The sequence below is a fragment of the Providencia sp. PROV200 genome (genome assembly GCF_049901995.1).
GTDB classification, from domain to species: Bacteria; Pseudomonadota; Gammaproteobacteria; order Enterobacterales; family Enterobacteriaceae; genus Providencia; species Providencia rettgeri_E.
Map to the genome: position 1 here is coordinate 4,069,046 of NZ_CP096307.1, position 24,362 is coordinate 4,093,407.

31 protein-coding genes, 6 tRNA genes and 4 rRNA genes are annotated in these 24,362 nt (G+C 45.3%); 1 reads left to right on the top strand and 40 read right to left on the bottom strand.

What is annotated here, in order from left to right; genetic code table 11:
- Positions 1 to 37 precede the first annotated feature (37 nt).
- The 32 genes from rpsK to M1E86_RS18965 form a co-directional block, all read right to left on the bottom strand.
- Positions 38 to 427, bottom strand: a complete 390-nt coding sequence (gene rpsK, locus M1E86_RS18810) for a 30S ribosomal protein S11 (protein ID WP_002919257.1) — start codon at positions 425 to 427, stop codon at positions 38 to 40.
- 16 nt (positions 428 to 443) lie between these two features.
- On the bottom strand, positions 444 to 800 hold the full coding sequence (gene rpsM / locus M1E86_RS18815; protein ID WP_004907144.1) for a 30S ribosomal protein S13: 357 nt from the start codon (positions 798 to 800) through the stop codon (positions 444 to 446).
- Positions 801 to 945: 145 nt separating this feature from the next.
- Positions 946 to 1,062: a 50S ribosomal protein L36 gene (gene rpmJ / locus M1E86_RS18820; RefSeq protein ID WP_004265484.1), complete on the bottom strand. Its 117-nt coding sequence runs from the start codon at positions 1,060 to 1,062 to the stop codon at positions 946 to 948.
- 46 nt (positions 1,063 to 1,108) lie between these two features.
- The gene (gene secY, locus M1E86_RS18825; RefSeq protein WP_004265481.1) at positions 1,109 to 2,434 is read right to left on the bottom strand and encodes a preprotein translocase subunit SecY; all 1,326 of its coding nucleotides are present in this window, start codon (positions 2,432 to 2,434) and stop codon (positions 1,109 to 1,111) included.
- 7 nt (positions 2,435 to 2,441) lie between these two features.
- Positions 2,442 to 2,876, bottom strand: coding sequence for a 50S ribosomal protein L15 (rplO, locus tag M1E86_RS18830; protein WP_004265478.1), 435 nt, complete (start codon positions 2,874 to 2,876; stop codon positions 2,442 to 2,444).
- A 3-nt stretch (positions 2,877 to 2,879) separates the two neighbouring features.
- A complete protein-coding gene (gene rpmD / locus M1E86_RS18835; RefSeq protein WP_004265475.1) occupies positions 2,880 to 3,059 on the bottom strand; it encodes a 50S ribosomal protein L30 in 180 nt (59 codons plus the stop codon).
- A gap of 6 nt (positions 3,060 to 3,065) precedes the next feature.
- Complete coding sequence (rpsE, locus tag M1E86_RS18840; protein WP_004265471.1) at positions 3,066 to 3,566, bottom strand: 30S ribosomal protein S5; 501 nt, start codon at positions 3,564 to 3,566, stop codon at positions 3,066 to 3,068.
- A gap of 14 nt (positions 3,567 to 3,580) precedes the next feature.
- Positions 3,581 to 3,934, bottom strand: coding sequence for a 50S ribosomal protein L18 (gene rplR / locus M1E86_RS18845; RefSeq protein ID WP_125895204.1), 354 nt, complete (start codon positions 3,932 to 3,934; stop codon positions 3,581 to 3,583).
- A gap of 9 nt (positions 3,935 to 3,943) precedes the next feature.
- Positions 3,944 to 4,477 (bottom strand): 50S ribosomal protein L6, encoded by a 534-nt coding sequence (gene rplF / locus M1E86_RS18850; RefSeq protein WP_125895206.1) that lies wholly within the window; start codon positions 4,475 to 4,477, stop codon positions 3,944 to 3,946.
- 14 nt (positions 4,478 to 4,491) lie between these two features.
- Positions 4,492 to 4,884 carry a 30S ribosomal protein S8 gene (rpsH, locus tag M1E86_RS18855; RefSeq protein ID WP_004907134.1) on the bottom strand — a complete coding sequence of 131 codons (393 nt, stop codon included), beginning with the start codon at positions 4,882 to 4,884 and terminating at the stop codon, positions 4,492 to 4,494.
- Positions 4,885 to 4,913: 29 nt separating this feature from the next.
- The gene (gene rpsN / locus M1E86_RS18860; protein WP_004265458.1) at positions 4,914 to 5,219 is read right to left on the bottom strand and encodes a 30S ribosomal protein S14; all 306 of its coding nucleotides are present in this window, start codon (positions 5,217 to 5,219) and stop codon (positions 4,914 to 4,916) included.
- A gap of 12 nt (positions 5,220 to 5,231) precedes the next feature.
- Positions 5,232 to 5,771, bottom strand: coding sequence for a 50S ribosomal protein L5 (gene rplE / locus M1E86_RS18865; RefSeq protein WP_006816328.1), 540 nt, complete (start codon positions 5,769 to 5,771; stop codon positions 5,232 to 5,234).
- 15 nt (positions 5,772 to 5,786) lie between these two features.
- A complete protein-coding gene (gene rplX, locus M1E86_RS18870; protein ID WP_004265452.1) occupies positions 5,787 to 6,101 on the bottom strand; it encodes a 50S ribosomal protein L24 in 315 nt (104 codons plus the stop codon).
- A 10-nt stretch (positions 6,102 to 6,111) separates the two neighbouring features.
- Entirely contained in the window at positions 6,112 to 6,483 is a 372-nt protein-coding gene (gene rplN, locus M1E86_RS18875) for a 50S ribosomal protein L14 (protein WP_004265449.1), read from the bottom strand.
- Between the two features lie 176 nt (positions 6,484 to 6,659).
- Complete coding sequence (gene rpsQ, locus M1E86_RS18880) at positions 6,660 to 6,914, bottom strand: 30S ribosomal protein S17 (RefSeq protein ID WP_004265446.1); 255 nt, start codon at positions 6,912 to 6,914, stop codon at positions 6,660 to 6,662.
- Positions 6,914 to 7,105 carry a 50S ribosomal protein L29 gene (gene rpmC / locus M1E86_RS18885; RefSeq protein ID WP_004265442.1) on the bottom strand — a complete coding sequence of 64 codons (192 nt, stop codon included), beginning with the start codon at positions 7,103 to 7,105 and terminating at the stop codon, positions 6,914 to 6,916. The genes rpsQ and rpmC overlap by 1 nt, the downstream gene beginning before the upstream one ends.
- Positions 7,105 to 7,515, bottom strand: coding sequence for a 50S ribosomal protein L16 (gene rplP, locus M1E86_RS18890; protein WP_004265436.1), 411 nt, complete (start codon positions 7,513 to 7,515; stop codon positions 7,105 to 7,107). The genes rpmC and rplP overlap by 1 nt, the downstream gene beginning before the upstream one ends.
- A gap of 12 nt (positions 7,516 to 7,527) precedes the next feature.
- On the bottom strand, positions 7,528 to 8,229 hold the full coding sequence (rpsC, locus tag M1E86_RS18895; protein WP_004907131.1) for a 30S ribosomal protein S3: 702 nt from the start codon (positions 8,227 to 8,229) through the stop codon (positions 7,528 to 7,530).
- A gap of 17 nt (positions 8,230 to 8,246) precedes the next feature.
- Positions 8,247 to 8,579, bottom strand: a complete 333-nt coding sequence (gene rplV, locus M1E86_RS18900; protein ID WP_004265430.1) for a 50S ribosomal protein L22 — start codon at positions 8,577 to 8,579, stop codon at positions 8,247 to 8,249.
- Positions 8,580 to 8,594: 15 nt separating this feature from the next.
- Positions 8,595 to 8,873, bottom strand: coding sequence for a 30S ribosomal protein S19 (gene rpsS / locus M1E86_RS18905; protein WP_004265426.1), 279 nt, complete (start codon positions 8,871 to 8,873; stop codon positions 8,595 to 8,597).
- A gap of 14 nt (positions 8,874 to 8,887) precedes the next feature.
- The gene (gene rplB / locus M1E86_RS18910; RefSeq protein ID WP_004265422.1) at positions 8,888 to 9,712 is read right to left on the bottom strand and encodes a 50S ribosomal protein L2; all 825 of its coding nucleotides are present in this window, start codon (positions 9,710 to 9,712) and stop codon (positions 8,888 to 8,890) included.
- A 19-nt stretch (positions 9,713 to 9,731) separates the two neighbouring features.
- Positions 9,732 to 10,034 carry a 50S ribosomal protein L23 gene (gene rplW, locus M1E86_RS18915; RefSeq protein WP_004265420.1) on the bottom strand — a complete coding sequence of 101 codons (303 nt, stop codon included), beginning with the start codon at positions 10,032 to 10,034 and terminating at the stop codon, positions 9,732 to 9,734.
- Positions 10,031 to 10,636 carry a 50S ribosomal protein L4 gene (gene rplD / locus M1E86_RS18920; protein WP_004265418.1) on the bottom strand — a complete coding sequence of 202 codons (606 nt, stop codon included), beginning with the start codon at positions 10,634 to 10,636 and terminating at the stop codon, positions 10,031 to 10,033. Before rplD ends, rplW begins: the two co-directional genes overlap by 4 nt.
- A 16-nt stretch (positions 10,637 to 10,652) precedes the next feature.
- Positions 10,653 to 11,282: a 50S ribosomal protein L3 gene (rplC, locus tag M1E86_RS18925; protein WP_004265414.1), complete on the bottom strand. Its 630-nt coding sequence runs from the start codon at positions 11,280 to 11,282 to the stop codon at positions 10,653 to 10,655.
- A 32-nt stretch (positions 11,283 to 11,314) separates the two neighbouring features.
- A complete protein-coding gene (rpsJ, locus tag M1E86_RS18930; protein WP_001181005.1) occupies positions 11,315 to 11,626 on the bottom strand; it encodes a 30S ribosomal protein S10 in 312 nt (103 codons plus the stop codon).
- A gap of 347 nt (positions 11,627 to 11,973) precedes the next feature.
- Positions 11,974 to 12,447 (bottom strand): bacterioferritin, encoded by a 474-nt coding sequence (gene bfr, locus M1E86_RS18935; RefSeq protein ID WP_102140604.1) that lies wholly within the window; start codon positions 12,445 to 12,447, stop codon positions 11,974 to 11,976.
- Positions 12,448 to 12,599: 152 nt separating this feature from the next.
- The gene (bfd, locus tag M1E86_RS18940) at positions 12,600 to 12,800 is read right to left on the bottom strand and encodes a bacterioferritin-associated ferredoxin (protein ID WP_112307800.1); all 201 of its coding nucleotides are present in this window, start codon (positions 12,798 to 12,800) and stop codon (positions 12,600 to 12,602) included.
- Positions 12,801 to 13,073: 273 nt separating this feature from the next.
- On the bottom strand, positions 13,074 to 14,258 hold the full coding sequence (gene tuf, locus M1E86_RS18945; RefSeq protein ID WP_217748398.1) for an elongation factor Tu: 1,185 nt from the start codon (positions 14,256 to 14,258) through the stop codon (positions 13,074 to 13,076).
- A gap of 119 nt (positions 14,259 to 14,377) precedes the next feature.
- A tRNA-Thr gene (locus M1E86_RS18950) sits at positions 14,378 to 14,453 on the bottom strand.
- A 6-nt stretch (positions 14,454 to 14,459) separates the two neighbouring features.
- A tRNA-Gly gene (locus M1E86_RS18955) sits at positions 14,460 to 14,534 on the bottom strand.
- A 75-nt stretch (positions 14,535 to 14,609) separates the two neighbouring features.
- Positions 14,610 to 14,694 (bottom strand) — tRNA-Tyr (locus M1E86_RS18960).
- A gap of 15 nt (positions 14,695 to 14,709) precedes the next feature.
- Positions 14,710 to 14,785, bottom strand: a tRNA-Thr gene (locus tag M1E86_RS18965).
- Between the two features lie 427 nt (positions 14,786 to 15,212).
- On the opposite strand from M1E86_RS18965, the gene coaA reads away from it, so the two are divergent.
- Positions 15,213 to 16,163, top strand: a complete 951-nt coding sequence (gene coaA, locus M1E86_RS18970) for a type I pantothenate kinase (protein WP_125895258.1) — start codon at positions 15,213 to 15,215, stop codon at positions 16,161 to 16,163.
- 39 nt (positions 16,164 to 16,202) lie between these two features.
- On the opposite strand, the gene birA is transcribed toward coaA, so the two are convergent.
- From birA to M1E86_RS19010, 8 genes are all read right to left on the bottom strand, one after another.
- On the bottom strand, positions 16,203 to 17,177 hold the full coding sequence (birA, locus tag M1E86_RS18975; protein ID WP_213914663.1) for a bifunctional biotin--[acetyl-CoA-carboxylase] ligase/biotin operon repressor BirA: 975 nt from the start codon (positions 17,175 to 17,177) through the stop codon (positions 16,203 to 16,205).
- A complete protein-coding gene (murB, locus tag M1E86_RS18980) occupies positions 17,174 to 18,208 on the bottom strand; it encodes a UDP-N-acetylmuramate dehydrogenase (RefSeq protein ID WP_213914664.1) in 1,035 nt (344 codons plus the stop codon). Before murB ends, birA begins: the two co-directional genes overlap by 4 nt.
- Positions 18,209 to 18,365: 157 nt before the next feature.
- Positions 18,366 to 18,481 (bottom strand): 5S ribosomal RNA (gene rrf, locus M1E86_RS18985).
- Positions 18,482 to 18,507: 26 nt separating this feature from the next.
- Positions 18,508 to 18,583, bottom strand: a tRNA-Thr gene (locus M1E86_RS18990).
- 45 nt (positions 18,584 to 18,628) lie between these two features.
- Positions 18,629 to 18,744: ribosomal RNA gene (rrf, locus tag M1E86_RS18995) — 5S ribosomal RNA — on the bottom strand.
- Positions 18,745 to 18,888: 144 nt separating this feature from the next.
- Positions 18,889 to 21,797 (bottom strand): 23S ribosomal RNA (locus M1E86_RS19000).
- A gap of 337 nt (positions 21,798 to 22,134) precedes the next feature.
- Positions 22,135 to 22,210 (bottom strand) — tRNA-Glu (locus tag M1E86_RS19005).
- A 132-nt stretch (positions 22,211 to 22,342) separates the two neighbouring features.
- Positions 22,343 to 23,882 (bottom strand): 16S ribosomal RNA (locus M1E86_RS19010).
- Together the 16S, 23S and 5S rRNA genes with 2 tRNA genes alongside form the textbook arrangement of a ribosomal RNA operon.
- Positions 23,883 to 24,362 lie beyond the last annotated feature (480 nt).

Genomic DNA, 24,362 nt, shown 5'->3' on the forward strand with positions numbered 1-24,362 from the left:
TTTCTTTCTCCAACAGTCCTAAAAAAAACGAAACGTATTAAACGCGACGTTTTTTCGGTGGGCGACAACCGTTATGAGGGATAGGAGTCACATCAGTAATATTAGTGATGCGGAAACCAGCGGCGTTCAGAGCACGAATTGTTGATTCGCGACCCGGACCCGGTCCCTTAACCATAACTTCCAGGTTTTTGATTCCGTATTCTTTCACAGCTTCTGCGCAACGCTCTGCTGCAACCTGAGCTGCGAACGGAGTAGATTTGCGAGAACCACGGAAACCGGAACCACCGGCAGTTGCCCAACCTAATGCGTTACCTTGACGGTCAGTAATAGTAACGATTGTGTTGTTGAAAGAAGCATGGATATGAGCCACACCGTCTGAGACTTGTTTTCTTACACGCTTACGTGCACGAATTGGTGCTTTTGCCATTATTCAATACCCCGACTTATTTCTTGATCGGCTTACGCGGACCCTTACGGGTACGAGCGTTAGTCTTAGTACGCTGTCCGCGCACAGGAAGACCACGACGATGACGTAAACCACGGTAACATCCAAGGTCCATCAGACGCTTGATGCTCAGGGTAATTTCACGACGTAAGTCACCTTCTACAACGTATTTAGCAACTTCGTCACGCAGCTTGTCGATTTGTTCTTCAGACAGCTCACTGATCTTAACATTTTCAGCAATACCAGTTGCTTCACAGATAGCCTGTGAACGGGTTTTGCCGATACCGAAAATCGATGTTAAAGCGATTACGGTATGTTTATGATCAGGAATGTTAATGCCTGCTATACGGGCCACTATGCACTCCTAAGTTAAAATATACATTACTGTGCTGAAAAGCCCGTTTTCAGGATACTCAAACAATAATGTATCTTAGATAAAAAAGATTGGCTGGCTAATTTAGCCAGCTCAACCCAACTTTGCAAGAAAAAAATGCTTTTTCTTAACCTTGACGTTGTTTATGTCTTGGTTCAACACTACAAATTACACGAACGCTACCATTGCGACGAATAATTTTGCAGTTACGGCATAATTTCTTGACGGAAGCACGAACTTTCATTTTTACTCTCCGTAACTTCTAAGCAAACCATAATCACACTAAGTGATTACTTACCTTTCAGGTTTGCTTTCTTCAATGCAGACTCATATTGACTTGACATCATTAGAGTTTGCACTTGAGCCATAAAGTCCATGATAACGACAACCACGATTAAGAGGGAAGTACCACCAAAATAGAAAGGTACTTTCATTGCGTCACGCATGAACTCCGGGATTAGGCAGATGAAGGTAATATATAATGCGCCAACTAATGTTAAGCGAGTCATTACCTTATCAATGTACTTGGCCGTTTGCTCTCCCGGACGAATTCCTGGTACAAATGCACCGGACTTCTTCAGGTTATCTGCCGTTTCTCTTGGGTTGAAAACCAACGCCGTATAGAAGAAACAGAAGAAGATGATCGCAGATGCATAAAGTAGCACATATAACGGTTGACCAGGCTGCAAATACATAGAAATAGTCGTCAGCCAGTCCCAGCCAGTTCCATCACCAAACCAAGATGCTATTGTACCCGGGAATAGTATGATACTGGAAGCAAAAATTGCAGGAATTACACCCGCCATATTCACTTTTAACGGTAAATGTGTACTTTGTGCTGCATAAACACGGCGACCTTGCTGACGTTTAGCGTAGTTAACGACAATTCGACGTTGACCACGTTCCATAAACACAACAAAGAAAGTAACCGCGAATACTAACACCGCAACCAACAGCAACAGGAGGAAGTGCAGATCGCCCTGCCGAGCTTGCTCGATGGTATGGCCAATGGCCGGCGGTAATCCCGCAACAATACCAGCGAAGATAATGATAGAAATACCGTTACCGATACCTCTTTCAGTTATCTGTTCACCCAACCACATCAGGAACATTGTTCCTGTGACTAAGCTAACAACTGCCGTAAAGTAGAACGGGAGGCCTGGATCAATAACTAGCCCTTGCATCCCTGGCATATTCGGTAGACCCATAGCAATACCAATAGATTGGAATATTGCTAATACCAGAGTACCCCAGCGAGTATATTGGCTTATCTTCCGACGACCTGCTTCTCCTTCCTTCTTAATCTCTGCTAATCGTGGATTAACCACTGATAATAATTGGATAATGATCGATGCTGAAATATACGGCATGATACCCAAAGCAAAGATAGAAGCACGGCTAAGAGCACCACCAGAGAACATGTTAAACATTTCAATGATGGTGCCTTGTTGCTGTTCGAGCAATTTGGCAAGCACAGTGGCATCAATACCAGGGATTGGAATAAAAGAACCAATTCGGAAAACAATTAGCGCACCAATTACAAACAAAAGTCTGCGTTTAAGTTCGCCAGCTCCACCCTTGGCACTTTGAAAATCTAATCCTGGTTGTTTAGCCATCTGTCACTTATTCCTCAATTTTACCGCCGGCAGCTTCGATTGCAGCGCGAGCACCTTTAGTAACACGAAGGCCACGTACAGTAACTGCACGGTTCACTTCGCCAGACAGAATAACTTTAGCGTATTCAATCTGGATGCCAACAACGTTCGCGGCTTTCAGTGCGTTCAGATCAATAACATCGCCTTCAACAGCAGCAAAATCAGACAGACGAATCTCTGCAGTGATCATTGCTTTACGTGAAGTGAAGCCGAATTTCGGCAGACGACGGTATAAAGGCATCTGGCCACCTTCGAAACCACGACGTACGCCACCGCCAGAACGAGATTTCTGACCTTTGTGACCACGGCCGCCGGTTTTACCCAGACCAGAACCGATACCACGACCTACGCGTTTAGGCGCGTGCTTGGCACCTTCAGCCGGAGACAGAGTATTTAAACGCATCTCTTACTCCTCAACTTTAACCATGTAGGAAACCAAGTTGACCATACCACGTACAGCAGGAGTATCCTCGCGCTCTACTGTATGACCAATGCGACGCAGACCTAAACCGACCAGTGTTGCCTTATGCTTAGGCAGACGACCGATTGAACTGCGAACTTGTGTAATTTTAATAGTCTTAGCCATAGCCGATTACCCCAGAATTTCTTCGACGGATTTTCCACGCTTAGCTGCGACCATTTCTGGAGACTTCATGCTGTCTAAAGCATCCAGTGTTGCACGAACCACGTTGATTGGGTTTGTGGAACCGTAGGTTTTAGCCAGTACGTTGCGAACTCCAGCTACTTCTAAAACAGCACGCATTGCACCGCCGGCAATGATACCGGTACCTTCGTGAGCAGGTTGCATAAACACACGAGAACCAGTGTGTGTACCTTTCACAGGGTGGAACAATGTGCCGTTGTTTAGAGCAACGGTTTTCATACTGCGACGGGCTTTTTCCATCGCTTTCTGGATTGCTGCCGGAACTTCGCGCGCTTTGCCGTAGCCAAAACCAACGCGACCGTTACCATCACCAACTACTGTCAGTGCGGTAAAGCTGAAAATACGGCCACCTTTAACGGTTTTTGCTACGCGGTTTACCGCGATCAGCTTTTCCTGCAGTTCGCCAGCTTGTTTTTCGATGTGAGCCATCTTACACCTCTACCTTAGAACTGAAGGCCAGCTTCACGGGCAGCATCTGCCAGTGCCTGGACTCTACCATGATATTGGAAACCAGAACGGTCAAAAGCAACAACAGTGATGCCTTTTTCCAGTGCGCGTTCAGCAATTAATTTACCAACTATTGCTGCTGCGTCTTTGTTCCCAGTGAATTTCACTTGTTCATTGATAGCTTTTTCTGTAGTAGAAGCTGCAACCAATGTTTCAGAACCGTTTGGTGCGATAACCTGCGCATAAATATGGCGTGGAGTACGATGTACCACCAGGCGAGTCGCACCCAACTCTTGGATCTTACGGCGTGCGCGGGTCGCACGACGGATACGAGCTGCTTTCTTATCCATAGTGTTACCTTACTTCTTCTTAGCCTCTTTGGTACGCACGATTTCATCGGCGTAACGAACACCTTTACCTTTATAAGGTTCAGGACGACGGTAAGCACGCAGTTCTGCTGCAACTTGACCAATCACTTGCTTATCCGCACCTTTCAGTACGATTTCAGTTTGTGTTGGACATTCAGCAGTAATGCCTGCTGGCAGTGCGTGTTCAACCGGATGCGAGAAACCTAAAGACAAGCTTACAGCGTTGCCTTTGATTGCTGCACGGTAACCAACACCGACCAGTTGAAGCTTTTTAGTGAAGCCTTCGGTAACACCAACAACCATTGCATTACACAATGAACGAGTAGTTCCCGCTTGTGCCCATGCATCTTCAAAACCTTCACGAGGTTCGAAAGTCAGTTGGTTGTCTTCGTTTTTAACTTCAACTGCATTATGGATAGTACGAGTAAGCTCGCCGTTTTTACCCTTAATCGAAATAACCTGACCGTTGAGTTTTACCTCTACGCCGGCAGGAATGACGACGGGTGCTTTTGCCACACGAGACATTCTTTCCTCCCGAATTAAGCTACGTAGCAGAGAATCTCGCCACCAAGACCAGCTTGGCGAGCTGCACGATCAGTCATGACACCTTTAGAGGTAGAAACAACAGCGATACCTAAACCAGCCATAACTTGTGGCAGCTCATCTTTTTTCTTATAGATGCGCAGACTTGGGCGGCTTACACGCTGAATGCTTTCTACAACAGCCTTACCTTGGAAATAACGTAAAGTTAGTTCCAGTTCTGGCTTGATGTCGCCTTCAATTTTAAAATCTTCAATATAACCTTCTTCCTTCAGCACTTTGGCAATTGCCACTTTCAGCTTGGAGGAAGGCATGGTGACCGCAACTTTGTTCGCGGCCTGACCGTTACGGATACGGGTCAGCATATCCGCGATGGGATCTTGCATGCTCATCTGTCTTTACTCCCGTGATTCAAATGGAATTACCAACTTGCCTTTTTAAGGCCCGGGATTTCACCGCGCATAGCGGCTTCACGGACTTTAATACGGCTCAGACCAAACTTCCGCAGGAAACCGTGCGGACGCCCTGTTTGACGGCAGCGATTACGCTGACGAGAAGGACTTGAATCACGTGGCAGTGTTTGCAGCTTGAGAACAGCGTCCCAGCGATCTTCATCAGATGCTTTAACATCAGAGATGATAGCTTTCAGTTCTACGCGTTTTGCGAAGAACTTCTCAGCTAATTTAGCACGTTTTACATCACGCGCTTTCATAGATTTCTTAGCCATGAGTACCCTGCCTTACTTGCGGAACGGGAAGTTGAACGCTGCTAACAGTGCGCGACCTTCGTCATCTGATTTCGCAGTAGTGGTGATAGTAATATCTAAACCACGTACGCGATCCACTTTATCGTAATCGATTTCAGGGAAGATGATTTGTTCACGAACACCCATGCTGTAGTTACCGCGACCATCGAAAGACTTAGCGGGCAAGCCACGGAAGTCACGAATACGTGGTACAGCAATAGAAATCAGACGCTCAAGGAACTCCCACATGCGTTCGCCACGCAGGGTTACTTTACAGCCGATTGGATAGCCCTGACGGATTTTGAAGCCTGCAACAGATTTGCGTGCTTTGGTGATCAAAGGTTTTTGACCTGAGATCGCTGTTAAATCAGCTGCTGCGTTATCCAGCAGTTTTTTATCAGCAATCGCTTCACCAACACCCATATTCAGGGTGATCTTCTCGACCCGAGGGACTTGCATGACAGAAGTATAATTAAACTCGGTCATGAGTTTATTAACTACTTCGTCTTTATAGTAATCATGCAGTTTCGCCATCGTATACTCCAAAAATTACTTGATAGTTTCACTGTTAGACTTGAAGAAACGGACTTTTTTGCCGTCTTCGAATCTAAAGCCTACACGGTCAGCCTTACCAGTTGCCGCGTTAAAGATTGCAACGTTAGAAACTTGAATAGCCGCTTCTTTTTCAACGATGCCACCTGGTTGGTTCAGAGCCGGTACAGGCTTCTGATGTTTTTTAACCAGATTGATACCTTCAACGATAACTTTACTAGAAGAAATAACCTGCTTTACTTTACCGCGCTTACCTTTGTCTTTCCCAGTTAGCACGATAACTTCGTCATCACGACGGATTTTCGCTGCCATAGTTCGCTCCTTAGAGTACTTCAGGTGCCAGAGAGATAATTTTCATAAACTTCTCATTACGAAGTTCACGAGTTACCGGCCCAAAAATACGCGTACCGATTACTTGCTCGCTGTTGTTATTTAATAACACACAAGCATTACCATCGAAGCGAATGACAGAACCGTCAGGGCGACGTACACCCTTCTTGGTGCGCACCACTACCGCTTTCAGGACATCACCCTTTTTAACTTTACCGCGTGGAATTGCTTCTTTAACAGTAATTTTAATGATGTCGCCTACATGTGCATAGCGACGGTGCGAGCCACCTAGAACCTTGATACACATTACGCGACGTGCACCGGAGTTGTCGGCCACGTTCAGCATAGTCTGTTCTTGGATCATTTTAGTGCTCCGCTAAATGTCAACTACTACTGAGCCACCTCATTATGAAGAGGCCGTTCAAATATACCCATACTACGAGGGCGCGGCATTATAACACCACATCATCGTGTTGGACAGAAAAAAATAAACGGCTCAGTCAAAAAAGAGCCGTTTATTCATCAGGAAAAGTTATTCTATTACAGAACAGCTTTTTCTACAACGCGAACTAGAGCCCAAGACTTAGTCTTAGACAGTGGACGAGTTTGGCGGATTTCTACCACGTCACCGATACCACATTCATTGTTCTCGTCGTGTACGTGCAATTTAGTCGTACGACGGATGAATTTACCATACAGAGGGTGTTTCACCATACGTTCGATAGCAACAACAATAGATTTCTCCATTTTATCGCTAACTACACGACCTTGCAGAGTACGGATTTTATCGCTCATTACGCACCTGCCTTCTCAGTCAGTAAAGTCTTCACACGTGCGATATCGCGACGCACTTGTTTCAACAGATGAGACTGTTGCAGCTGACCACTTGCAGCCTGCATACGTAAATTAAATTGTTCACGCAGCAAGTTCAAAAGTTCAGCATTCAGCTCTTCAACGCTTTTTTCGCGCAGCTCTTGTGCTTTCATTACATCACCGTCTTAGTTACAAAGGTGGTTTTGATAGGCAGTTTCGCTGCTGCCAGAGAGAATGCCTCACGAGCCAGCTCTTCAGGCACACCGTCCATTTCGTACAGAACTTTACCAGGCTGAATTAAGGCAACCCAATATTCTACGTTACCTTTACCTTTACCCATACGAACTTCGAGTGGTTTCTCAGTGATTGGTTTGTCTGGGAACACACGGATCCAGATTTTACCTTGACGCTTAATAGCACGGGTCATAGCACGACGTGCCGCTTCGATCTGACGTGCAGTCAGACGACCACGGCCAACAGCTTTAAGACCGAAAGTGCCGAAGCTAACATCCGTACCTTGCGCTAGACCACGGTTGCGGCCTTTGTGCACCTTACGGAATTTTGTACGCTTTGGTTGTAACATCAGCGACTCTCCTTACTTGCGGCCTTTACGCTGCTGCTTTTTAGGTTGAGCAGCTGGTTTCTCAGCTTGTTCAACAGCAGCCATACCACCCAGAATCTCACCTTTGAAGATCCATACCTTAACGCCGAGAACACCGTAAGTGGTGTGCGCTTCTGAAGTGTTGTAATCGATATCAGCACGTAATGTGTGCAGTGGCACACGGCCTTCACGATACCACTCGGTACGAGCGATTTCAGCACCGCCTAAACGGCCACTGACTTCAACTTTAATACCTTTAGCGCCCAGACGCATTGCGTTCTGTACTGCACGCTTCATAGCACGACGGAACATAACACGACGTTCCAGCTGTGAAGAAATGCTGTCAGCAACTAATTTAGCGTCTAGTTCTGGTTTACGAACTTCGGCGATATTGATTTGCGCAGGAACACCAGCGATATCCGCTACTGTTTTACGCAGTTTTTCAACGTCTTCACCTTTCTTACCGATAACGATACCTGGGCGAGCAGTGTGAATAGTCACACGGATGCTTTTCGCAGGACGTTCGATAACGATGCGAGAGATTGACGCTTTTGCCAGTTCTTTATTCAAGTACTGGCGTACTTTAAAATCGCTGTCTAGGTTGTCAGCGAATTCATTGGTGTTCGCATACCAGGTAGAGTTCCAAGGTTTGACAATACCCAGGCGAATACCATTAGGATGTACTTTCTGACCCATTGCTAGTCTCCAGAGTCTCAGCGATCGGACACAACCACAGTAATGTGGCTGGTGCGCTTAAGAATACGATCTGCACGGCCTTTCGCACGCGGCATGATGCGTTTCATGGTTGGACCTTCGTCTACGAAAATTTTCGCAACTTTCAGGTCATCAATGTCAGCGCCATCGTTTTGCTCTGCGTTAGCAATAGCAGACTCAAGTACTTTCTTCACTAAACCAGCAGCTTTCTTGTTGGTGTAGGTCAGAATTTCCAGAGCTTGCGACACTTTCTTACCGCGAATCAGGTCGGCAACTAAGCGAACCTTCTGGGCAGAAGAACGAGCGTGGCGATGCATAGCTAAAGTTTCCATCTCTTCCTCCTATCCTTAACGTTTCTTAGCTTTCTTATCTGCCGCGTGGCCGCGATAAGTGCGAGTCGGTGCGAATTCACCCAGTTTGTGACCAACCATTTCGTCGGTTACGAAAACTGGAACATGCTGACGACCATTATGGACAGCGATGGTCAATCCGATCATATTAGGAAAGATCGTTGAACGACGGGACCAAGTCTTAAGAGGCTTCTTGTCTCCGCTTTCCACCGCTTTCTCTACCTTCTTCAGCAAGTGCAGGTCAATAAAAGGACCTTTCTTGAGAGAACGTGGCATGGTTTATCCTCTAATTATTTTTTAGAACGATGACGTACGATGAATTGATCAGTACGCTTGTTGCTACGAGTTTTCTTACCTTTGGTTTGAACGCCCCATGGTGTTACTGGGTGTTTACCAAAGTTACGGCCTTCACCACCACCATGTGGATGGTCTACTGGGTTCATCGCAGTACCGCGAACGGTAGGACGAACACCACGCCAGCGGCTAGCACCAGCTTTACCGAGAACACGTAACATATGTTCAGCGTTACCAACTTCACCAAGAGTTGCACGGCAATCAGCTAAAACTTTACGCATTTCACCAGAACGCAGACGTAATGTGACATAAGCACCATCACGAGCAACGATTTGAGCGTACGTACCTGCTGAACGCGCTAACTGTCCACCTTTACCTGGTTTCAGTTCGATGTTATGAACTGTAGAACCAACAGGGATGTTGCGCATCGGCAGTGCGTTACCAGCTTTGATTGCTGAATCGACACCAGATTGAATCTGATCGCCAGCTTTCAGGCCTTTTGGTGCAAGAATATAACGACGTTCACCGTCTTTATATAGAACCAGTGCAATGTTCGCAGAACGATTTGGATCATACTCCAAACGCTCAACAACTGCAGGAACACCGTCTTTGTTGCGTTTGAAGTCAACTAAACGATAATGCTGCTTATGGCCACCACCGATATGACGGGTAGTGATACGGCCATTGTTGTTACGACCACCGGATTTGCTGTTTTTTTCTAACAGCGGAGCATAAGGTTTACCCTTATGCAGCTCAGGGTTAACCACTTTAACTACGTGGCGACGGCCCGGAGACGTAGGTTTACATTTAACAACTGCCATTGTTCTTTACTCCTCCGACTTACTCAGCACCGCTAATGAAGTCCAAATTTTGGCCTTCCTTCAGCGTGACGTAAGCTTTTTTCCAGTCGCTACGACGACCGAAACGCTGACCGTGGCGTTTAGTTTTGCCTTTAACCAGCAAAGTGTTAACACCTTCAACTTCAACTTCAAACAGTTTCTGTACAGCAGCTTTGATTTCTGCTTTAGTCGCGTCTTTCGCAACTTTGAGAACGATGGTATTGCTTTTTTCCATCGCTGTAGAAGCTTTTTCAGATACATGCGGCGCGCGCAGTACTTTTAGCAGACGTTCTTCACGGATCATGCCAGCATCTCCTCAACTTGCTTCACAGCATCAGCAGTCATAACCACTTTGTCGAAGGCGATCAGGCTAACTGGGTCAATACCTGCTGCATCACGAACGTCAACCTTATACAGGTTACGTGCTGCTAAAAACAGATTTTCATCTAATTCAGCAGTGATGATCAGAACATCTTCCAGAGCCATATCTTTCAGTTTCTGTGCCAGCAACTTAGTTTTAGGTGCTTCAACAGAGAACTTCTCGACAACGATCAGACGATCTTGACGTACCAACTCAGAGAGAATGCTTTTTAAAGCACCACGGTACATCTTCTTATTAACTTTTTGACTGTGGTCCTGCGGTTTAGCTGCGAAGCTAACACCACCAGAGCGCCAAATTGGGCTCTTTACTGAACCAGAACGTGCACGGCCAGTACCTTTTTGACGCCATGGTTTTTTACCAGAACCAGAAACTTCAGCACGAGTTTTCTGAGCACGAGTACCTTGACGAGCACCAGCTGCATACGCAACAACTACTTGGTGAACAAGCGCTTCATTGAAATCACGCCCGAAGGTAGTTTCGGAAACAGTCAGCGCGCTTTGCGCGTCTTTCATTACCAATTCCATTCCTATCTCCTCGACGTTAAGCCTTGACAGCCGGTTTTACGATCAGGTTGCTACCAGTTGCTCCTGGAACAGCACCTTTGACCAGCAGTAGGTTGCGCTCAGCGTCAACACGTACTACATCTAAGCTTTGAACGGTTACACGCTCATTACCCAGTTGGCCTGCCATTTTCTTGCCTTTAAACACTTTGCCCGGAGTCTGGTTTTGACCGATAGAACCCGGAACACGGTGAGACAAGGAGTTACCGTGAGTAGCATCTTGTGTACGGAAATTCCAGCGCTTAACTGTGCCAGCAAAACCTTTACCTTTAGATGTACCAGTAACGTCGACTTTTTTAACGTCAGCGAAAATTTCAACGCTAATGCTTTGACCTACTGTGTATTCTGCACTATCTTCAATGCGGAATTCACGCAGGATACGGCCAGCTTCGACGCCAGCTTTAGCGAAATGACCTGCTTCAGGCTTAGTTACACGATTAGCTTTTTTGCTACCAGTAGTAACCTGAATTGCATTATAACCGTCAGTTTCTGCAGTTTTAACCTGAGTAACACGGTTATTTTCAATTTCGATAACAGTTACAGGTATAGAAACGCCATCTTCAGTGAAGATACGAGTCATACCGACTTTCTTACCGACTAAACCTTTCATTGTTTCAACCTCTCAATCGTTCGACGACCTGATTAACCCAGGCTGATCTGCACGTCAACGCCGGCAGCCAGGTCCAGACGCATCAGAGCATCAACGGTCTTTTCGGTTGGCTCAACGATGTCAACCAGACGCTTGTGAGTGCGAATTTCGTACTGATCACGCGCATCTTTGTTAACGTGCGGAGAAATCAGAACGGTAAAACGCTCTTTACGTGTCGGCAGCGGGATAGGACCACGAACTTGCGCACCAGTGCGCTTAGCAGTCTCTACGATTTCCGCAGTTGATTGATCGATTAAACGATGATCAAAAGCTTTCAGGCGGATACGGATTCTTTGGTTCTGCATGAGACCAGAGCTCCAACTATTTATAAACGTAAAATGATTACTCCTCGTACCCATTTCGATTGATGGGAGAGTGTAATCGTTCTTGATGTAACTTCCAAATCGGAAGTATTGTCTAAATGAGCAACAAATCGTTGACTCAATACTGATATTTCAGTCCTAAAATATAGGGCTTACTCATCAGTAAGCCCGCGCATTATACGTAAATTAGAGGGAAACACAAGTAATAGAGGAAAATATGTGCGTTTTTTTTGAAGAGAATTATTGAAAAGCCCCCTCAATCTTGAAAAAAGAGATAACTGGGGGCTTTTTATACAAATTTACTTAGTCAATCCCCATAGGATACTATGTTATTCTTCTTTAACCTGCGCTTGCAGGTAATTTTGAAGTCCCAAACGGCTAATTAACCCCAATTGAGTTTCTATCCAATCAATATGGTTTTCTTCATCAGCTAAAATTTCAATCATCAGATCTCGACTGACATAATCATGAACCGAGTCCGCATATTTAATAGCTTCTTTTAGATTCTTTGCTCCATCGATTTCAAGCTGCAAATCTGATTTCAACATTTCTTCAACATCTTCACCGATATTTAACTTGCCAAGGTCTTGTAAGTTAGGAATACCGTCGAGAAACAGAATTCGCTCTATATATTTATCTGCGTGTTTCATTTCATCGATTGATTCGTGATATTCCATCTCATTGAGACGAGTAAGTCCCCAATTTTTAAACATACGTGCATGCAGAAAATATTGGTTGATTGCAACTAGCTCATTGCCCAGTAGTTTATTTAGGTGGGCTATCATTTTTTTATCACCTTTCATTTCTACCTCCATCGCTTCCAGTCTTTTAAGTGTAGTACTGAAATTGATGTTAGTATAATTTTCACACAATTCATTTAAACAAAAATGTCGTTAAACAAAAGATGAGAAGTTTCGAGGGAGTTCGAGGGAATAAATTTGAATGGTATTAAAGGCTATGCAACCTCAGTGGCACACGCATCCTCAAAAATCATTTGTTCTTCATATAAAATTGCCTTTGTCTGCCTAATACACTTCCCACATTCTAAGCCTATAGGCAAAATCTGCCGTAGGCCCTTCAACGAGGTCACTTGATATTTTCTTGCGGCATTTCTGATTTGTTTATCAGTAATGGCTTCACAAAGACAGATGTACATGATACTTACCTGTATAAATCACATACAGATAGTTTAAATGAAAATGATTTGTATTTCAATTATCATTGTTGATGGTTTACAAAGATCATTTGCCAGTGATCGATTAATTATACAACCAGCTGAAATTAAAAGAGCAAATAACTTTTAATATGAATAATACGGCTAATATATAGCAACGTAATACGGTAATTTTATGTAGTCAAATTTTGCTTATAACAACAAAAGGGCACCTAAAATAAGGTGCCCTTTTTTAAAACTAGATGAAGCTATATATTATGCAATGATTTTTGCAACAACACCCGCACCTACAGTACGGCCACCTTCACGGATTGCGAAACGTAAACCGTCGTCCATCGCGATTGGGTGGATCAGGGTAACGATCATGTTGATGTTATCACCTGGCATTACCATCTCTACGCCTTCTGGCAGTTCGATAGTACCTGTTACGTCAGTTGTACGGAAGTAGAACTGTGGACGGTAACCTTTGAAGAATGGAGTATGACGACCACCTTCATCTTTGCTCAGAATATAAACTTCTGATTCGAATTTAGTGTGTGGCTTGATTGAACCTGGTTTTGCCAGTACTTGACCACGTTGAATTTCTTCACGTTTAGTACCACGCAGCAGAACACCAACGTTCTCACCCGCACGACCTTCGTCCAGCAGTTTACGGAACATTTCAACGCCAGTACAAGTTGTTTTAACCGTGTCTTGAATACCAACGATTTCAACTTCTTCACCAACTTTGATGATACCACGCTCAACACGGCCTGTTACTACTGTACCACGACCTGAGATTGAGAATACGTCTTCGATTGGCAGCAGGAATGGCTTGTCAATTGCACGCTCTGGCTCTGGGATGTAGCTGTCCAGGTGCTCTGCTAATTCAACAATTTTCGCTTCCCACTCTGGGTTGCCTTCCAGCGCTTTCAGTGCTGAACCGCGAACAACTGGAGTGTCATCGCCTGGGAAATCGTACTGAGACAGAAGTTCACGAACTTCCATTTCAACTAATTCTAACAGCTCTTCGTCGTCTACCATGTCACATTTGTTCAGGAAAACGATGATGTAAGGAACACCTACTTGGCGACCTAACAGGATGTGCTCACGCGTTTGTGGCATTGGGCCATCAGTCGCAGCAACAACCAGAATTGCACCGTCCATCTGAGCAGCACCAGTGATCATGTTTTTAACATAGTCGGCGTGTCCTGGGCAGTCTACGTGTGCGTAGTGGCGAGTTGGAGTATCATATTCTACGTGTGAAGTAGAGATGGTGATACCACGCGCTTTTTCTTCAGGTGCGTTATCGATTTGATCGAACGCACGAGCAGCACCGCCGTAAGTTTTTGCCAGAACAGTAGTGATAGCTGCTGTCAGAGTAGTTTTACCGTGGTCAACGTGGCCGATAGTACCAACGTTAACGTGCGGTTTTGAACGTTCAAATTTTTCTTTAGACATTAGATTGTCCCTCTAAGACACGGAATCGGTGGTTAAACCACATCAACCAAGCAAGAATTTATTTTCGCTTGTTTTTTTCAGGAGACAAATCAGGAAGATAATTGAGAACATAAAGGAAGTGGTGCTGATAGGCAGATTCGAACTGCCGACCTCACCCTTACCAAGGGTGTGCTCTACCAACTGAGCCATATCAGCACATCTTGGAGCGGGCAGCGGGAATCGAACCCGCATCATCAGCTTGGAAGGCTGAGGTAATAGCCATTATACGATGCCCGCAATGAACTCGGCTACCTGAGTTATCAGCTGTTAAACTGTTCCTCAAAATTTTCACTAAAGAAAATTTCTTGGAGATGGTGGTGGGAGAAGGATTCGAACCTTCGAAGTCTGTGACGGCAGATTTACAGTCTGCTCCCTTTGGCCGCTTGGGTATCCCACCTATCCAAATTTTTAATGGTGCCGGCACCAAGAGTCGAACTCGGGACCTACTGATTACAAGTCAGTTGCTCTACCAACTGAGCTATGCCGGCATCAAGTGCTGCGCATTCTAGGTAGAGTCGGCGCAGGTTGCAACAAAAAAATTAACTTTTTTGTCTGTTCGCTCACATTTTGTTCGCTTTTTGCATTTTTGTTGATTTTTTAACTACTTTAAGATTAAAACATCAACAGCAGCTATTAACTATAGTCCATTACTATTTAGTCAGTAAAGGGAGAATGAGATCTAAAATTTTCAAAATTAATATTTTTTATTCAATATCACAGTTTTACCCTTCCATTTTTTAGGTGTTTTTTTCATCACTCAGTATCATTTTTTCTGCCTACATCAAAAAAAACTCATAAAAAATAGAAAAAAACCTACGCCTCCCCACTTTCACTCGCTATGATGCTAGCAAATTTTATGGATACGGGTGTTTAGGCAACCTGTCCAACCTGCATAAAATAGGCAGATGTTGGTTTATGAAAAAGAAAGAAAATTTTATTACTACGCCATACTTAGAGTTTGATAGAGAACACTGGGCAACTTTACGTGATTCAGTTCCACTTACATTAACATCGAGCGAACTCCTAGAGCTAAAAGGGATTAACGAAGAACTCTCTATGGAAGATGTTATAGAGATTTATCTACCTTTATCGCGTTTATTGAATTTTTATATTAGTTCAAACTTACGTCGTCAGGCAGTTCTAGAACAATTTCTTGGTACTAACGGCGCTAAAGTGCCTTATATTATTGGTATCGCGGGTAGTGTGGCCGTTGGTAAAAGCACAACAGCACGTTTGCTACAAGCGCTACTTACTCGTTGGCCAGAACACCGTAAAGTTGATTTGATTACAACGGATGGTTTCTTACATCCTAATCAAGTATTAAAAGATAGGAATATTATGAAGAAAAAAGGGTTTCCGCAGTCTTATGATATGCGAAAACTCGTTAACTTCGTGTCGCAAATAAAATCAGGAGCACGTAACGTTACAGCTCCTGTTTATTCACATTTGACGTATGATATCGTTCCTGACCAAGAACAAATCATTGATCAGCCTGATATTTTAATACTCGAAGGACTGAATGTCTTACAAAGTGATATGGATTACCCGCAAGATCCTCATCATGTCTTTGTATCTGACTTTGTTGATTTTTCTATTTATGTTGATGCTGCCCCTGAATTATTAAAACAATGGTATATCGGCCGGTTTCTTAAATTTAGGCAGGGAGCATTCTCAGATCCTGATTCTTATTTCCATAATTATTCTAAGTTAAGGGAAGAAGAAGCAATTAATATTGCAGGCTCTATCTGGGATGAAATTAACGGATTAAATCTTGAAGAAAATATATTACCAACCAAGGAAAGGGCGAGTTTAATTATGACCAAAGGTGAAAATCATTCTATTCAGAGTGTTAGAATAAGAAAATAATTATTTATATTGGCCGGTTTGTCTCCGGCCAATAATATATCAATCATTTGGCCTTAAGGATATTTCTCCGCCAATATAGGGTACTATTTCCCCATTATTCTTTTGTAGTAATAAAGCACCTTGCTCATTAACCCCACGCTCAATGCCTGTTATTATATCATTACCTATCAATAACTTAACTGGCCTATTGAGAAAATTATCTAATTTAAACCAACGTTCTAAAAATGGTTTTAGTCCTTCTCGTTCAAATATAGCCAAGGACTCTCTTAATGACTTAATAATATTTGCAGATAATTCATTACGCTCTATATTTTCAACTTCATCTCTTAGTGATGACCATTCTTGTGTTATTGATTTTGAGCTTTCAATATTGTTATTATTCATACCAATATTAATACCTATACCAATAATAATATGGGCTGCATCTCCTGTTTTACCAGTTAATTCAACTAAAATTCCTGCAAGTTTTTTATCATTCATATACAGGTCATTCGGCCATTTTACTTTCACTTTTTCTTGGCTAATTTTATTTAAAGTCTCAGCAATCACGATACCCACAACAAGACTTAGTCCCACAGCTGCAGCTGGGCCTTGATCTAATTTCCAATACATAGAAAGGTAGAGATTACAGCCAAATGGTGAGATCCACTGGCGCCCTCTTCTGCCACGCCCAGCACTTTGATATTCGGCTAAGCAAGTATCCCCTGACTTCAGGCTATTAATACGCTCTAACATGTATTGATTCGTTGAATCAATAACTGGCTCAACAATAATATTCACGCCATCAACTTGTTTTTTAATAGCTTCTTTGCTTAATAAATTGATTGGATAGGGAAACTTATAGCCTTTGCCAGCGATTGTTTCTATGTTTAATCCCCAGGAACGCAATGTTTTGATATGTTTATTAATTGCAGATCTTGTCATTCCTAATTGTTCACCGAGTTGCTCCCCCGAATGGACCTGAGCATCAGCTAAGATATCAATTAGCTGTAAAGGAATATTAGTTTCTTTCATCGAATATAATCCATTGCATTAACTTCTCCCATTTTACCTATAAACCTGACTTCTGGCTCTAAAATGATATCAAAGCGCTTTGCTACTGTTTGACTTACATATTTCGCCAAGTTAGCAATATCTTGCCCTGTTGCATGCTGTTTATTAATTAGCACCAACGCCTGTTGCGTGTGAACTGCAGCGCCACCAATTTGATGACCTTTTAAACCGCACTGGTCAATTAGCCAACCTGCGGCTAATTTAATACTGCCATCAGCTTGTTCATATTGGGGGCAATTAGGATAAGCTACTTTTATGGCCTGTGCCTTTTCTGCCGAAATCACGGGGTTCTTAAAGAAACTCCCCGCATTGCCCGTTATTGTAGGGTCAGGTAATTTACTTCTACGTGTTTGGCATACCGAGTTGAATACTTGTTCTGGCGTTACTGTATTGGGGTCAAGTTGAGCAAGGTCACCATACATAAGCTTAGGTGTCCATTCTTTAGCAAGTTTTAACCCAACACTGATAATGACATGGCCATATTGGTATTCATGCTTAAAAATACTATCACGATAGCCAAACTGGCACTCAGCTGCAGTTAGCCGAGCTACTTTACCCGTTTCTAGAGAGAGTAGATCGACATACTCACATATATCTTTCAACTCTATACCATAAGCTCCAATATTTTGAATGGGAGCAGAGCCAACACAACCCGGGATCAATGCTAAATTTTCTGCACCAAAAATACCTTTACCCAATAACGTCTCAAGCAATTGATGCCAATTTTCACCTGCTTGGGCATGAACATACCAATAGCTGTTATCTTCTGTTATTTTTATACCCTTCAGCTGATTGATAATTACCACACCTTCAAAGTCTGCAACAAATAGAACGTTGCTTCCTCCCCCTAATAATAATACGGGAAGTTGCTGATTTTTAGCCTCGGCCCATTGTTGGAGTAAAGATTCTTGGCTATCCACAAAAACAACTGATAATGCTTTTGCTTGAATGCCAAAGCTATTAAATGATTTAAGTTCAGACGTTAGGTTCATTACAGCCTTCAGTACAAATAAAACTAGGATAGGATAAGTCTATCAGGCTGGATTACGAGTGAATAGCAAGATTAGGAAAATAAGATAATTAGCAAAAATTACGCTATTCGTGAAATGCAAAAAAGCCACCCAATTAGGTGGCTTCTTTATATTTAAAACCTAGCAGTTCCCTACTCTCACATGGGGAGACCCCACACTACCATCGGCGCTACGGCGTTTCACTACTGAGTTCGGCATGGGGTCAGGTGGGACCACCGCGCTATTGCCGCTAGGTAAATTCTTTTTAAATGCCGATTATATGGTGCTGATACCCAGATTCGAACTGGGGACCTCACCCTTACCAAGGGTGTGCTCTACCAACTGAGCCATATCAGCAATATGGTGCGGTCAGTCAGTACTGACACAACCTTAAAATTTAATGTCTGGCAGTTCCCTACTCTCACATGGGGAGACCCCACACTACCATCGGCGCTACGGCGTTTCACTGCTGAGTTCGGCATGGGGTCAGGTGGGACCACCGCGCTATTGCCGCCAGACAAATTCTGTTTGTTCCCGTTTAATGTCACTTTTATACACTAAACCAGAACGTCAATCTCAAACAAGCTGTGTGTCCTTCACCTTTCGGCTTCTCACTCTCTATCGAAAACAACTCTGTCTCTCTAAAACACCTTCGGTGTTGTCAGGTTAAGCCTCACGGTTCATTAGTATTGGTTAGCTCAACATATCGCTATGCTTACACACCCAACCTATCAACGTCTTAGTCTTAAACGTTCCTTTAGGACCCTTAAAGGGTCAGGGAAGACTCATCTCAAGGCAAGTTTCCCGCTTAGATGCTTTCAGCGGTTATCTCTTCCGCACTTAGCTACCGGGCAATGCCATTGGCATGACAACCCGAACACCAGTGGTGCGTCCACTCCGGTCCTCTCGTACTAGGAGCAGCCCCTTTCAATCTTCCAACGCCCACGGCAGATAGGGACCGAACTGTCTCACGACGTTCTAAACCCAGCTCGCGTACCACTTTAAACGGCGAACAGCCGTACCCTTGGGACCTACTTCAGCCCCAGGATGTGATGAGCCGACATCGAGGTGCCAAACACCGCCGTCGATATGAACTCTTGGGCGGTATCAGCCTGTTATCCCCGGAGTACCTTTTATCCGTTGAGCGATGGCCCTTCCATTCAGAACCACCGGATCACTAAGACCTACTTTCGTACCTGCTCGAGCCGTCACTCTCGCAGTCAAGCTGGCTTATGCCTTTGCACTAACCGCATGATGTCCGACCATGCTTAGCCAACCTTCGTGCTCCTCCGTTACTCTTTGGGAGGAGACCGCCCCAGTCAAACTACCCACCAGACACTGTCCGCACCCCGGATAACGGGGCAACGTTAGAACATCAAACATTAAAGGGTGGTATTTCAAGGTTGGCTCCACGCAGACTGGCGTCCACGCTTCGAAGCCTCCCACCTATCCTACACATCAAGGCTCAATGTTCAGTGTCAAGCTATAGTAAAGGTTCACGGGGTCTTTCCGTCTTGCCGCGGGTACACTGCATCTTCACAGCGAGTTCAATTTCACTGAGTCTCGGGTGGAGACAGCCTGGCCATCATTACGCCATTCGTGCAGGTCGGAACTTACCCGACAAGGAATTTCGCTACCTTAGGACCGTTATAGTTACGGCCGCCGTTTACTGGGGCTTCGATCAAGAGCTTCTCCTTACGGATAACCCCATCAATTAACCTTCCAGCACCGGGCAGGCGTCACACCGTATACGTCCACTTTCGTGTTTGCACAGTGCTGTGTTTTTAATAAACAGTTGCAGCCAGCTGGTATCTGCGACTGGCTTCAGCTCCATCCGCAAGGGACTTCACCTAGCGCCAGCGTGCCTTCTCCCGAAGTTACGGCACCATTTTGCCTAGTTCCTTCACCCGAGTTCTCTCAAGCGCCTGAGTATTCTCTACCTGACCACCTGTGTCGGTTTGGGGTACGATTAATGATAATCTAGAGCTTAGAGGCTTTTCCTGGAAGCGGGGCATGAGCTACTTCATCACCGTAGTGACTCGTCATCGAACCTCAGCATGTAGTGAACCGGATTTGCCTAATTCACCTGCCTACATTCTTAAACCGGGACAACCGTCGCCCGGATAGCCTAGCCTTCTCCGTCCCCCCATCGCAATTATCACCAGTACGGGAATATTAACCCGTTTCCCATCGACTACGCATTTCTGCCTCGCCTTAGGGGTCGACTCACCCTGCCCCGATTAACGTTGGACAGGAACCCTTGGTCTTCCGGCGTGCGGGTTTTTCACCCGCATTATCGTTACTTATGTCAGCATTCGCACTTCTGATACCTCCAGCATACCTCACAGTACACCTTCACAGGCTTACAGAACGCTCCCCTACCCAACAATATTTACATATCGCTGCCGCAGCTTCGGTGCATAGTTTAGCCCCGTTACATCTTCCGCGCAGGCCGACTCGACCAGTGAGCTATTACGCTTTCTTTAAATGATGGCTGCTTCTAAGCCAACATCCTGGCTGTCTGAGCCTTCCCACTTCGTTTCCCACTTAACTATGACTTTGGGACCTTAGCTGGCGGTCTGGGTTGTTTCCCTCTTCACGACGAACGTTAGCACCCGCCGTGTGTCTCCCGTGATAACATTCTTCGGTATTCGTAGTTTGCATCGAGTTGGTAAGTCGGGATGACCCCCTAGTCGAAACAGTGCTCTACCCCCGAAGATGAGTTCACGAGGCGCTACCTAAATAGCTTTCGGGGAGAACCAGCTATCTCCCGGTTTGATTGGCCTTTCACCCCCAGCCACAAGTCATCCGCTAATTTTTCAACATTAGTCGGTTCGGTCCTCCAGTTAGTGTTACCCAACCTTCAACCTGCCCATGGCTAGATCACCGGGTTTCGGGTCTATACCCTGCAACTCATTCGCCCAGTTAAGACTCGGTTTCCCTACGGCTCCCCTATACGGTTAACCTTGCTACAGAATATAAGTCGCTGACCCATTATACAAAAGGTACGCAGTCACCCTGATAAATCAAGGCTCCCACTGCTTGTACGTACACGGTTTCAGGTTCTATTTCACTCCCCTCGCCGGGGTTCTTTTCGCCTTTCCCTCACGGTACTGGTTCACTATCGGTCAATCAGGAGTATTTAGCCTTGGAGGATGGTCCCCCCATATTCAGACAGGATAACACGTGTCCCGCCCTACTCGTCGAGTTCACAACACTAACACCTTCGGATACGGGGCTATCACCCTTTACTGCCGGCCTTTCCAGACCGTTCTCCTGATGCTAATGCTGATTAAGACTCTGGGCTGCTCCCCGTTCGCTCGCCGCTACTAGGGGAATCTCGGTTGATTTCTTTTCCTCGGGGTACTGAGATGTTTCAGTTCCCCCGGTTCGCTTCGTTTGACTATGTATTCATCAAACGATAGTGCAACGAATTGCACTGGGTTTCCCCATTCGGAAATCGTCGGTTGTAACGGTTCATATCACCTTACCGACGCTTATCGCAGATTAGCACGTCCTTCATCGCCTCTGATTGCCTAGGCATCCACCGTGTACGCTTAGTCGCTTAACCTCACAACCCGAAGGCGTCTTCTTACAACGAGTGACTGTGCTTCATGATTTCGGCGTTAGTCCGTGCGCGCAATGCTCACGTACTTAAAGTACGCTGCGCTTGCTGTGCGCGGGCTGCCTTGAACTCATTTCGCTCGTCGACTCGATAGTTCAAAGTACACTATTCAAGTTGAGATTTTTGAGAGACTCTCACATTGTTTAAGCGATAAACAATGTGCGTTGTTTTCAATTTTCAGCTTGTTCCAGATTGTTAAAGAGCATAATTGTTAAACCAACTATTAAAATAATTGGCTTAATCATTATTGGGGACATCGTCTTTCACTCGATATCGGCGCAATTGGCGTCCCCTAGGGGATTCGAACCCCTGTTACCGCCGTGAAAGGGCGGTGTCCTAGGCCTCTAGACGAAGGGGACACAAGATATTGCACTTACTGCGCGGTATCTCATGTAAGCCCTATTCTTTCGAATAAGTCTCCCACGTATAGCCTATTGCTCTACTTTCTATCAGACAATCTGTGTGAGCACTTCACAAAAACACTTCAATGGTAAGGAGGTGATCCAACCGCAGGTTCCCCTACGGTTACCTTGTTACGACTTCACCCCAGTCATGAATCACAAAGTGGTAAGCGCCCTCCCGAAGGTTAAGCTACCTACTTCTTTTGCAACCCACTCCCATGGTGTGACGGGCGGTGTGTACAAGGCCCGGGAACGTATTCACCGTAGCATTCTGATCTACGATTACTAGCGATTCCGACTTCATGGAGTCGAGTTGCAGACTCCAATCCGGACTACGACGTACTTTATGAGTTCCGCTTGCTCTCGCGAGGTCGCTTCTCTTTGTATACGCCATTGTAGCACGTGTGTAGCCCTACTCGTAAGGGCCATGATGACTTGACGTCATCCCCACCTTCCTCCGGTTTATCACCGGCAGTCTCCTTTGAGTTCCCGACCGAATCGCTGGCAACAAAGGATAAGGGTTGCGCTCGTTGCGGGACTTAACCCAACATTTCACAACACGAGCTGACGACAGCCATGCAGCACCTGTCTCAGAGTTCCCGAAGGCACTAAAGCATCTCTGCTAAATTCTCTGGATGTCAAGAGTAGGTAAGGTTCTTCGCGTTGCATCGAATTAAACCACATGCTCCACCGCTTGTGCGGGCCCCCGTCAATTCATTTGAGTTTTAACCTTGCGGCCGTACTCCCCAGGCGGTCGATTTAACGCGTTAGCTCCGAAAGCCACTCCTCAAGGGAACAACCTTCAAATCGACATCGTTTACAGCGTGGACTACCAGGGTATCTAATCCTGTTTGCTCCCCACGCTTTCGCACCTGAGCGTCAGTCTTTGTCCAGGGGGCCGCCTTCGCCACCGGTATTCCTCCACATCTCTACGCATTTCACCGCTACACATGGAATTCTACCCCCCTCTACAAGACTCTAGCTGACCAGTCTTAGATGCCATTCCCAGGTTAAGCCCGGGGATTTCACATCTAACTTAATCAACCGCCTGCGTGCGCTTTACGCCCAGTAATTCCGATTAACGCTTGCACCCTCCGTATTACCGCGGCTGCTGGCACGGAGTTAGCCGGTGCTTCTTCTGTCGGTAACGTCAATCGTTGTTGATATTAGCAACAACGCCTTCCTCCCGACTGAAAGTACTTTACAACCCTAGGGCCTTCTTCATACACGCGGCATGGCTGCATCAGGCTTGCGCCCATTGTGCAATATTCCCCACTGCTGCCTCCCGTAGGAGTCTGGGCCGTGTCTCAGTCCCAGTGTGGCTGATCATCCTCTCAGACCAGCTAGGGATCGTCGCCTAGGTGAGCCATTACCCCACCTACTAGCTAATCCCATATGGGTTCATCCGATAGCGCAAGGACCGAAGTTCCCCTGCTTTGCTCCTAAGAGATTATGCGGTATTAGCCACCGTTTCCAGTGGTTATCCCCCTCTATCGGGCAGATCCCCATACATTACTCACCCGTCCGCCGCTCGTCAGCGAGAAGCAAGCTTCCCCTGTTACCGCTCGACTTGCATGTGTTAGGCCTGCCGCCAGCGTTCAATCTGAGCCATGATCAAACTCTTCAATTAAAAGTGTTTGATGCTCAAAGAATGTCTTACTGACCGTAACGTTCTTTTGTTCGGCTAACTTTGTCGGCTTCGCATCGCTTCCCCTCGCCGTACCTAAGTACTGCCTCGGGTTATCTCTGCTTGCCTTCGCGTTATCCTTCCAAAATAAGCGTTACTACCTTATTTCATATATATGAATTAACGTGTTAGTCACTCTTCAAGACTTAAAATCAAATATTTTTTTGATAGTGTCCTGTGAGTGCCCACACAGATTGTCTGATAAATTGTTAAAGAGCGTTGCGACTAAATCTTTCGACTTCGAGGTCGTTGTCGCGAGGAGGCGTATATTACGTTTTCCTCCGTGAGAGTCAAGCAATTTTTTGCTTTTTCTTTTCAGAATCTCTCGCTGCCGTTTCAGTGTTCATCGCGCTTTGCGTTGTCTTGTTCCCGGTCAGTGGATGCGCATTATAGGGAGTCAGAAAAATCTGGCAACCCCTTTTT

What these genes read in the sequence shown, in the direction of transcription:
- rpsS (WP_004265426.1), bottom strand. Translation starts at nt 8,873, where the DNA reads ATGCCACGTTCTCTCAAGAAAGGTCCTTTTATTGACCTGCACTTGCTG.
- rpsN (WP_004265458.1), bottom strand. Translation starts at nt 5,219, where the DNA reads ATGGCTAAGAAATCTATGAAAGCGCGTGATGTAAAACGTGCTAAATTA.
- birA (WP_213914663.1), bottom strand. Translation starts at nt 17,177, where the DNA reads ATGAAAGAAACTAATATTCCTTTACAGCTAATTGATATCTTAGCTGAT.
- rplP (WP_004265436.1), bottom strand. Translation starts at nt 7,515, where the DNA reads ATGTTACAACCAAAGCGTACAAAATTCCGTAAGGTGCACAAAGGCCGC.
- rpsC (WP_004907131.1), bottom strand. Translation starts at nt 8,229, where the DNA reads ATGGGTCAGAAAGTACATCCTAATGGTATTCGCCTGGGTATTGTCAAA.
- bfd (WP_112307800.1), bottom strand. Translation starts at nt 12,800, where the DNA reads ATGTACATCTGTCTTTGTGAAGCCATTACTGATAAACAAATCAGAAAT.
- rpmJ (WP_004265484.1), bottom strand. Translation starts at nt 1,062, where the DNA reads ATGAAAGTTCGTGCTTCCGTCAAGAAATTATGCCGTAACTGCAAAATT.
- rpsH (WP_004907134.1), bottom strand. Translation starts at nt 4,884, where the DNA reads ATGAGCATGCAAGATCCCATCGCGGATATGCTGACCCGTATCCGTAAC.
- rpmC (WP_004265442.1), bottom strand. Translation starts at nt 7,105, where the DNA reads ATGAAAGCACAAGAGCTGCGCGAAAAAAGCGTTGAAGAGCTGAATGCT.
- rplX (WP_004265452.1), bottom strand. Translation starts at nt 6,101, where the DNA reads ATGGCAGCGAAAATCCGTCGTGATGACGAAGTTATCGTGCTAACTGGG.
- rpsE (WP_004265471.1), bottom strand. Translation starts at nt 3,566, where the DNA reads ATGGCTCACATCGAAAAACAAGCTGGCGAACTGCAGGAAAAGCTGATC.
- rplE (WP_006816328.1), bottom strand. Translation starts at nt 5,771, where the DNA reads ATGGCGAAACTGCATGATTACTATAAAGACGAAGTAGTTAATAAACTC.
- rplO (WP_004265478.1), bottom strand. Translation starts at nt 2,876, where the DNA reads ATGCGTTTAAATACTCTGTCTCCGGCTGAAGGTGCCAAGCACGCGCCT.
- rpmD (WP_004265475.1), bottom strand. Translation starts at nt 3,059, where the DNA reads ATGGCTAAGACTATTAAAATTACACAAGTTCGCAGTTCAATCGGTCGT.
- secY (WP_004265481.1), bottom strand. Translation starts at nt 2,434, where the DNA reads ATGGCTAAACAACCAGGATTAGATTTTCAAAGTGCCAAGGGTGGAGCT.
- rplW (WP_004265420.1), bottom strand. Translation starts at nt 10,034, where the DNA reads ATGATCCGTGAAGAACGTCTGCTAAAAGTACTGCGCGCGCCGCATGTA.
- rplN (WP_004265449.1), bottom strand. Translation starts at nt 6,483, where the DNA reads ATGATCCAAGAACAGACTATGCTGAACGTGGCCGACAACTCCGGTGCA.
- rplV (WP_004265430.1), bottom strand. Translation starts at nt 8,579, where the DNA reads ATGGAAACTTTAGCTATGCATCGCCACGCTCGTTCTTCTGCCCAGAAG.
- rplB (WP_004265422.1), bottom strand. Translation starts at nt 9,712, where the DNA reads ATGGCAGTTGTTAAATGTAAACCTACGTCTCCGGGCCGTCGCCACGTA.
- tuf (WP_217748398.1), bottom strand. Translation starts at nt 14,258, where the DNA reads ATGTCTAAAGAAAAATTTGAACGTTCAAAACCGCACGTTAACGTTGGT.
- rpsK (WP_002919257.1), bottom strand. Translation starts at nt 427, where the DNA reads ATGGCAAAAGCACCAATTCGTGCACGTAAGCGTGTAAGAAAACAAGTC.
- rplC (WP_004265414.1), bottom strand. Translation starts at nt 11,282, where the DNA reads ATGAAAGGTTTAGTCGGTAAGAAAGTCGGTATGACTCGTATCTTCACT.
- coaA (WP_125895258.1), top strand. Translation starts at nt 15,213, where the DNA reads ATGAAAAAGAAAGAAAATTTTATTACTACGCCATACTTAGAGTTTGAT.
- rplD (WP_004265418.1), bottom strand. Translation starts at nt 10,636, where the DNA reads ATGGAATTGGTAATGAAAGACGCGCAAAGCGCGCTGACTGTTTCCGAA.
- rpsJ (WP_001181005.1), bottom strand. Translation starts at nt 11,626, where the DNA reads ATGCAGAACCAAAGAATCCGTATCCGCCTGAAAGCTTTTGATCATCGT.
- rplR (WP_125895204.1), bottom strand. Translation starts at nt 3,934, where the DNA reads ATGGATAAGAAAGCAGCTCGTATCCGTCGTGCGACCCGCGCACGCCGT.
- murB (WP_213914664.1), bottom strand. Translation starts at nt 18,208, where the DNA reads ATGAACCTAACGTCTGAACTTAAATCATTTAATAGCTTTGGCATTCAA.
- bfr (WP_102140604.1), bottom strand. Translation starts at nt 12,447, where the DNA reads ATGAAAGGTGATAAAAAAATGATAGCCCACCTAAATAAACTACTGGGC.
- rplF (WP_125895206.1), bottom strand. Translation starts at nt 4,477, where the DNA reads ATGTCTCGTGTGGCAAAAGCACCCGTCGTCATTCCTGCCGGCGTAGAG.
- rpsQ (WP_004265446.1), bottom strand. Translation starts at nt 6,914, where the DNA reads ATGAGCGATAAAATCCGTACTCTGCAAGGTCGTGTAGTTAGCGATAAA.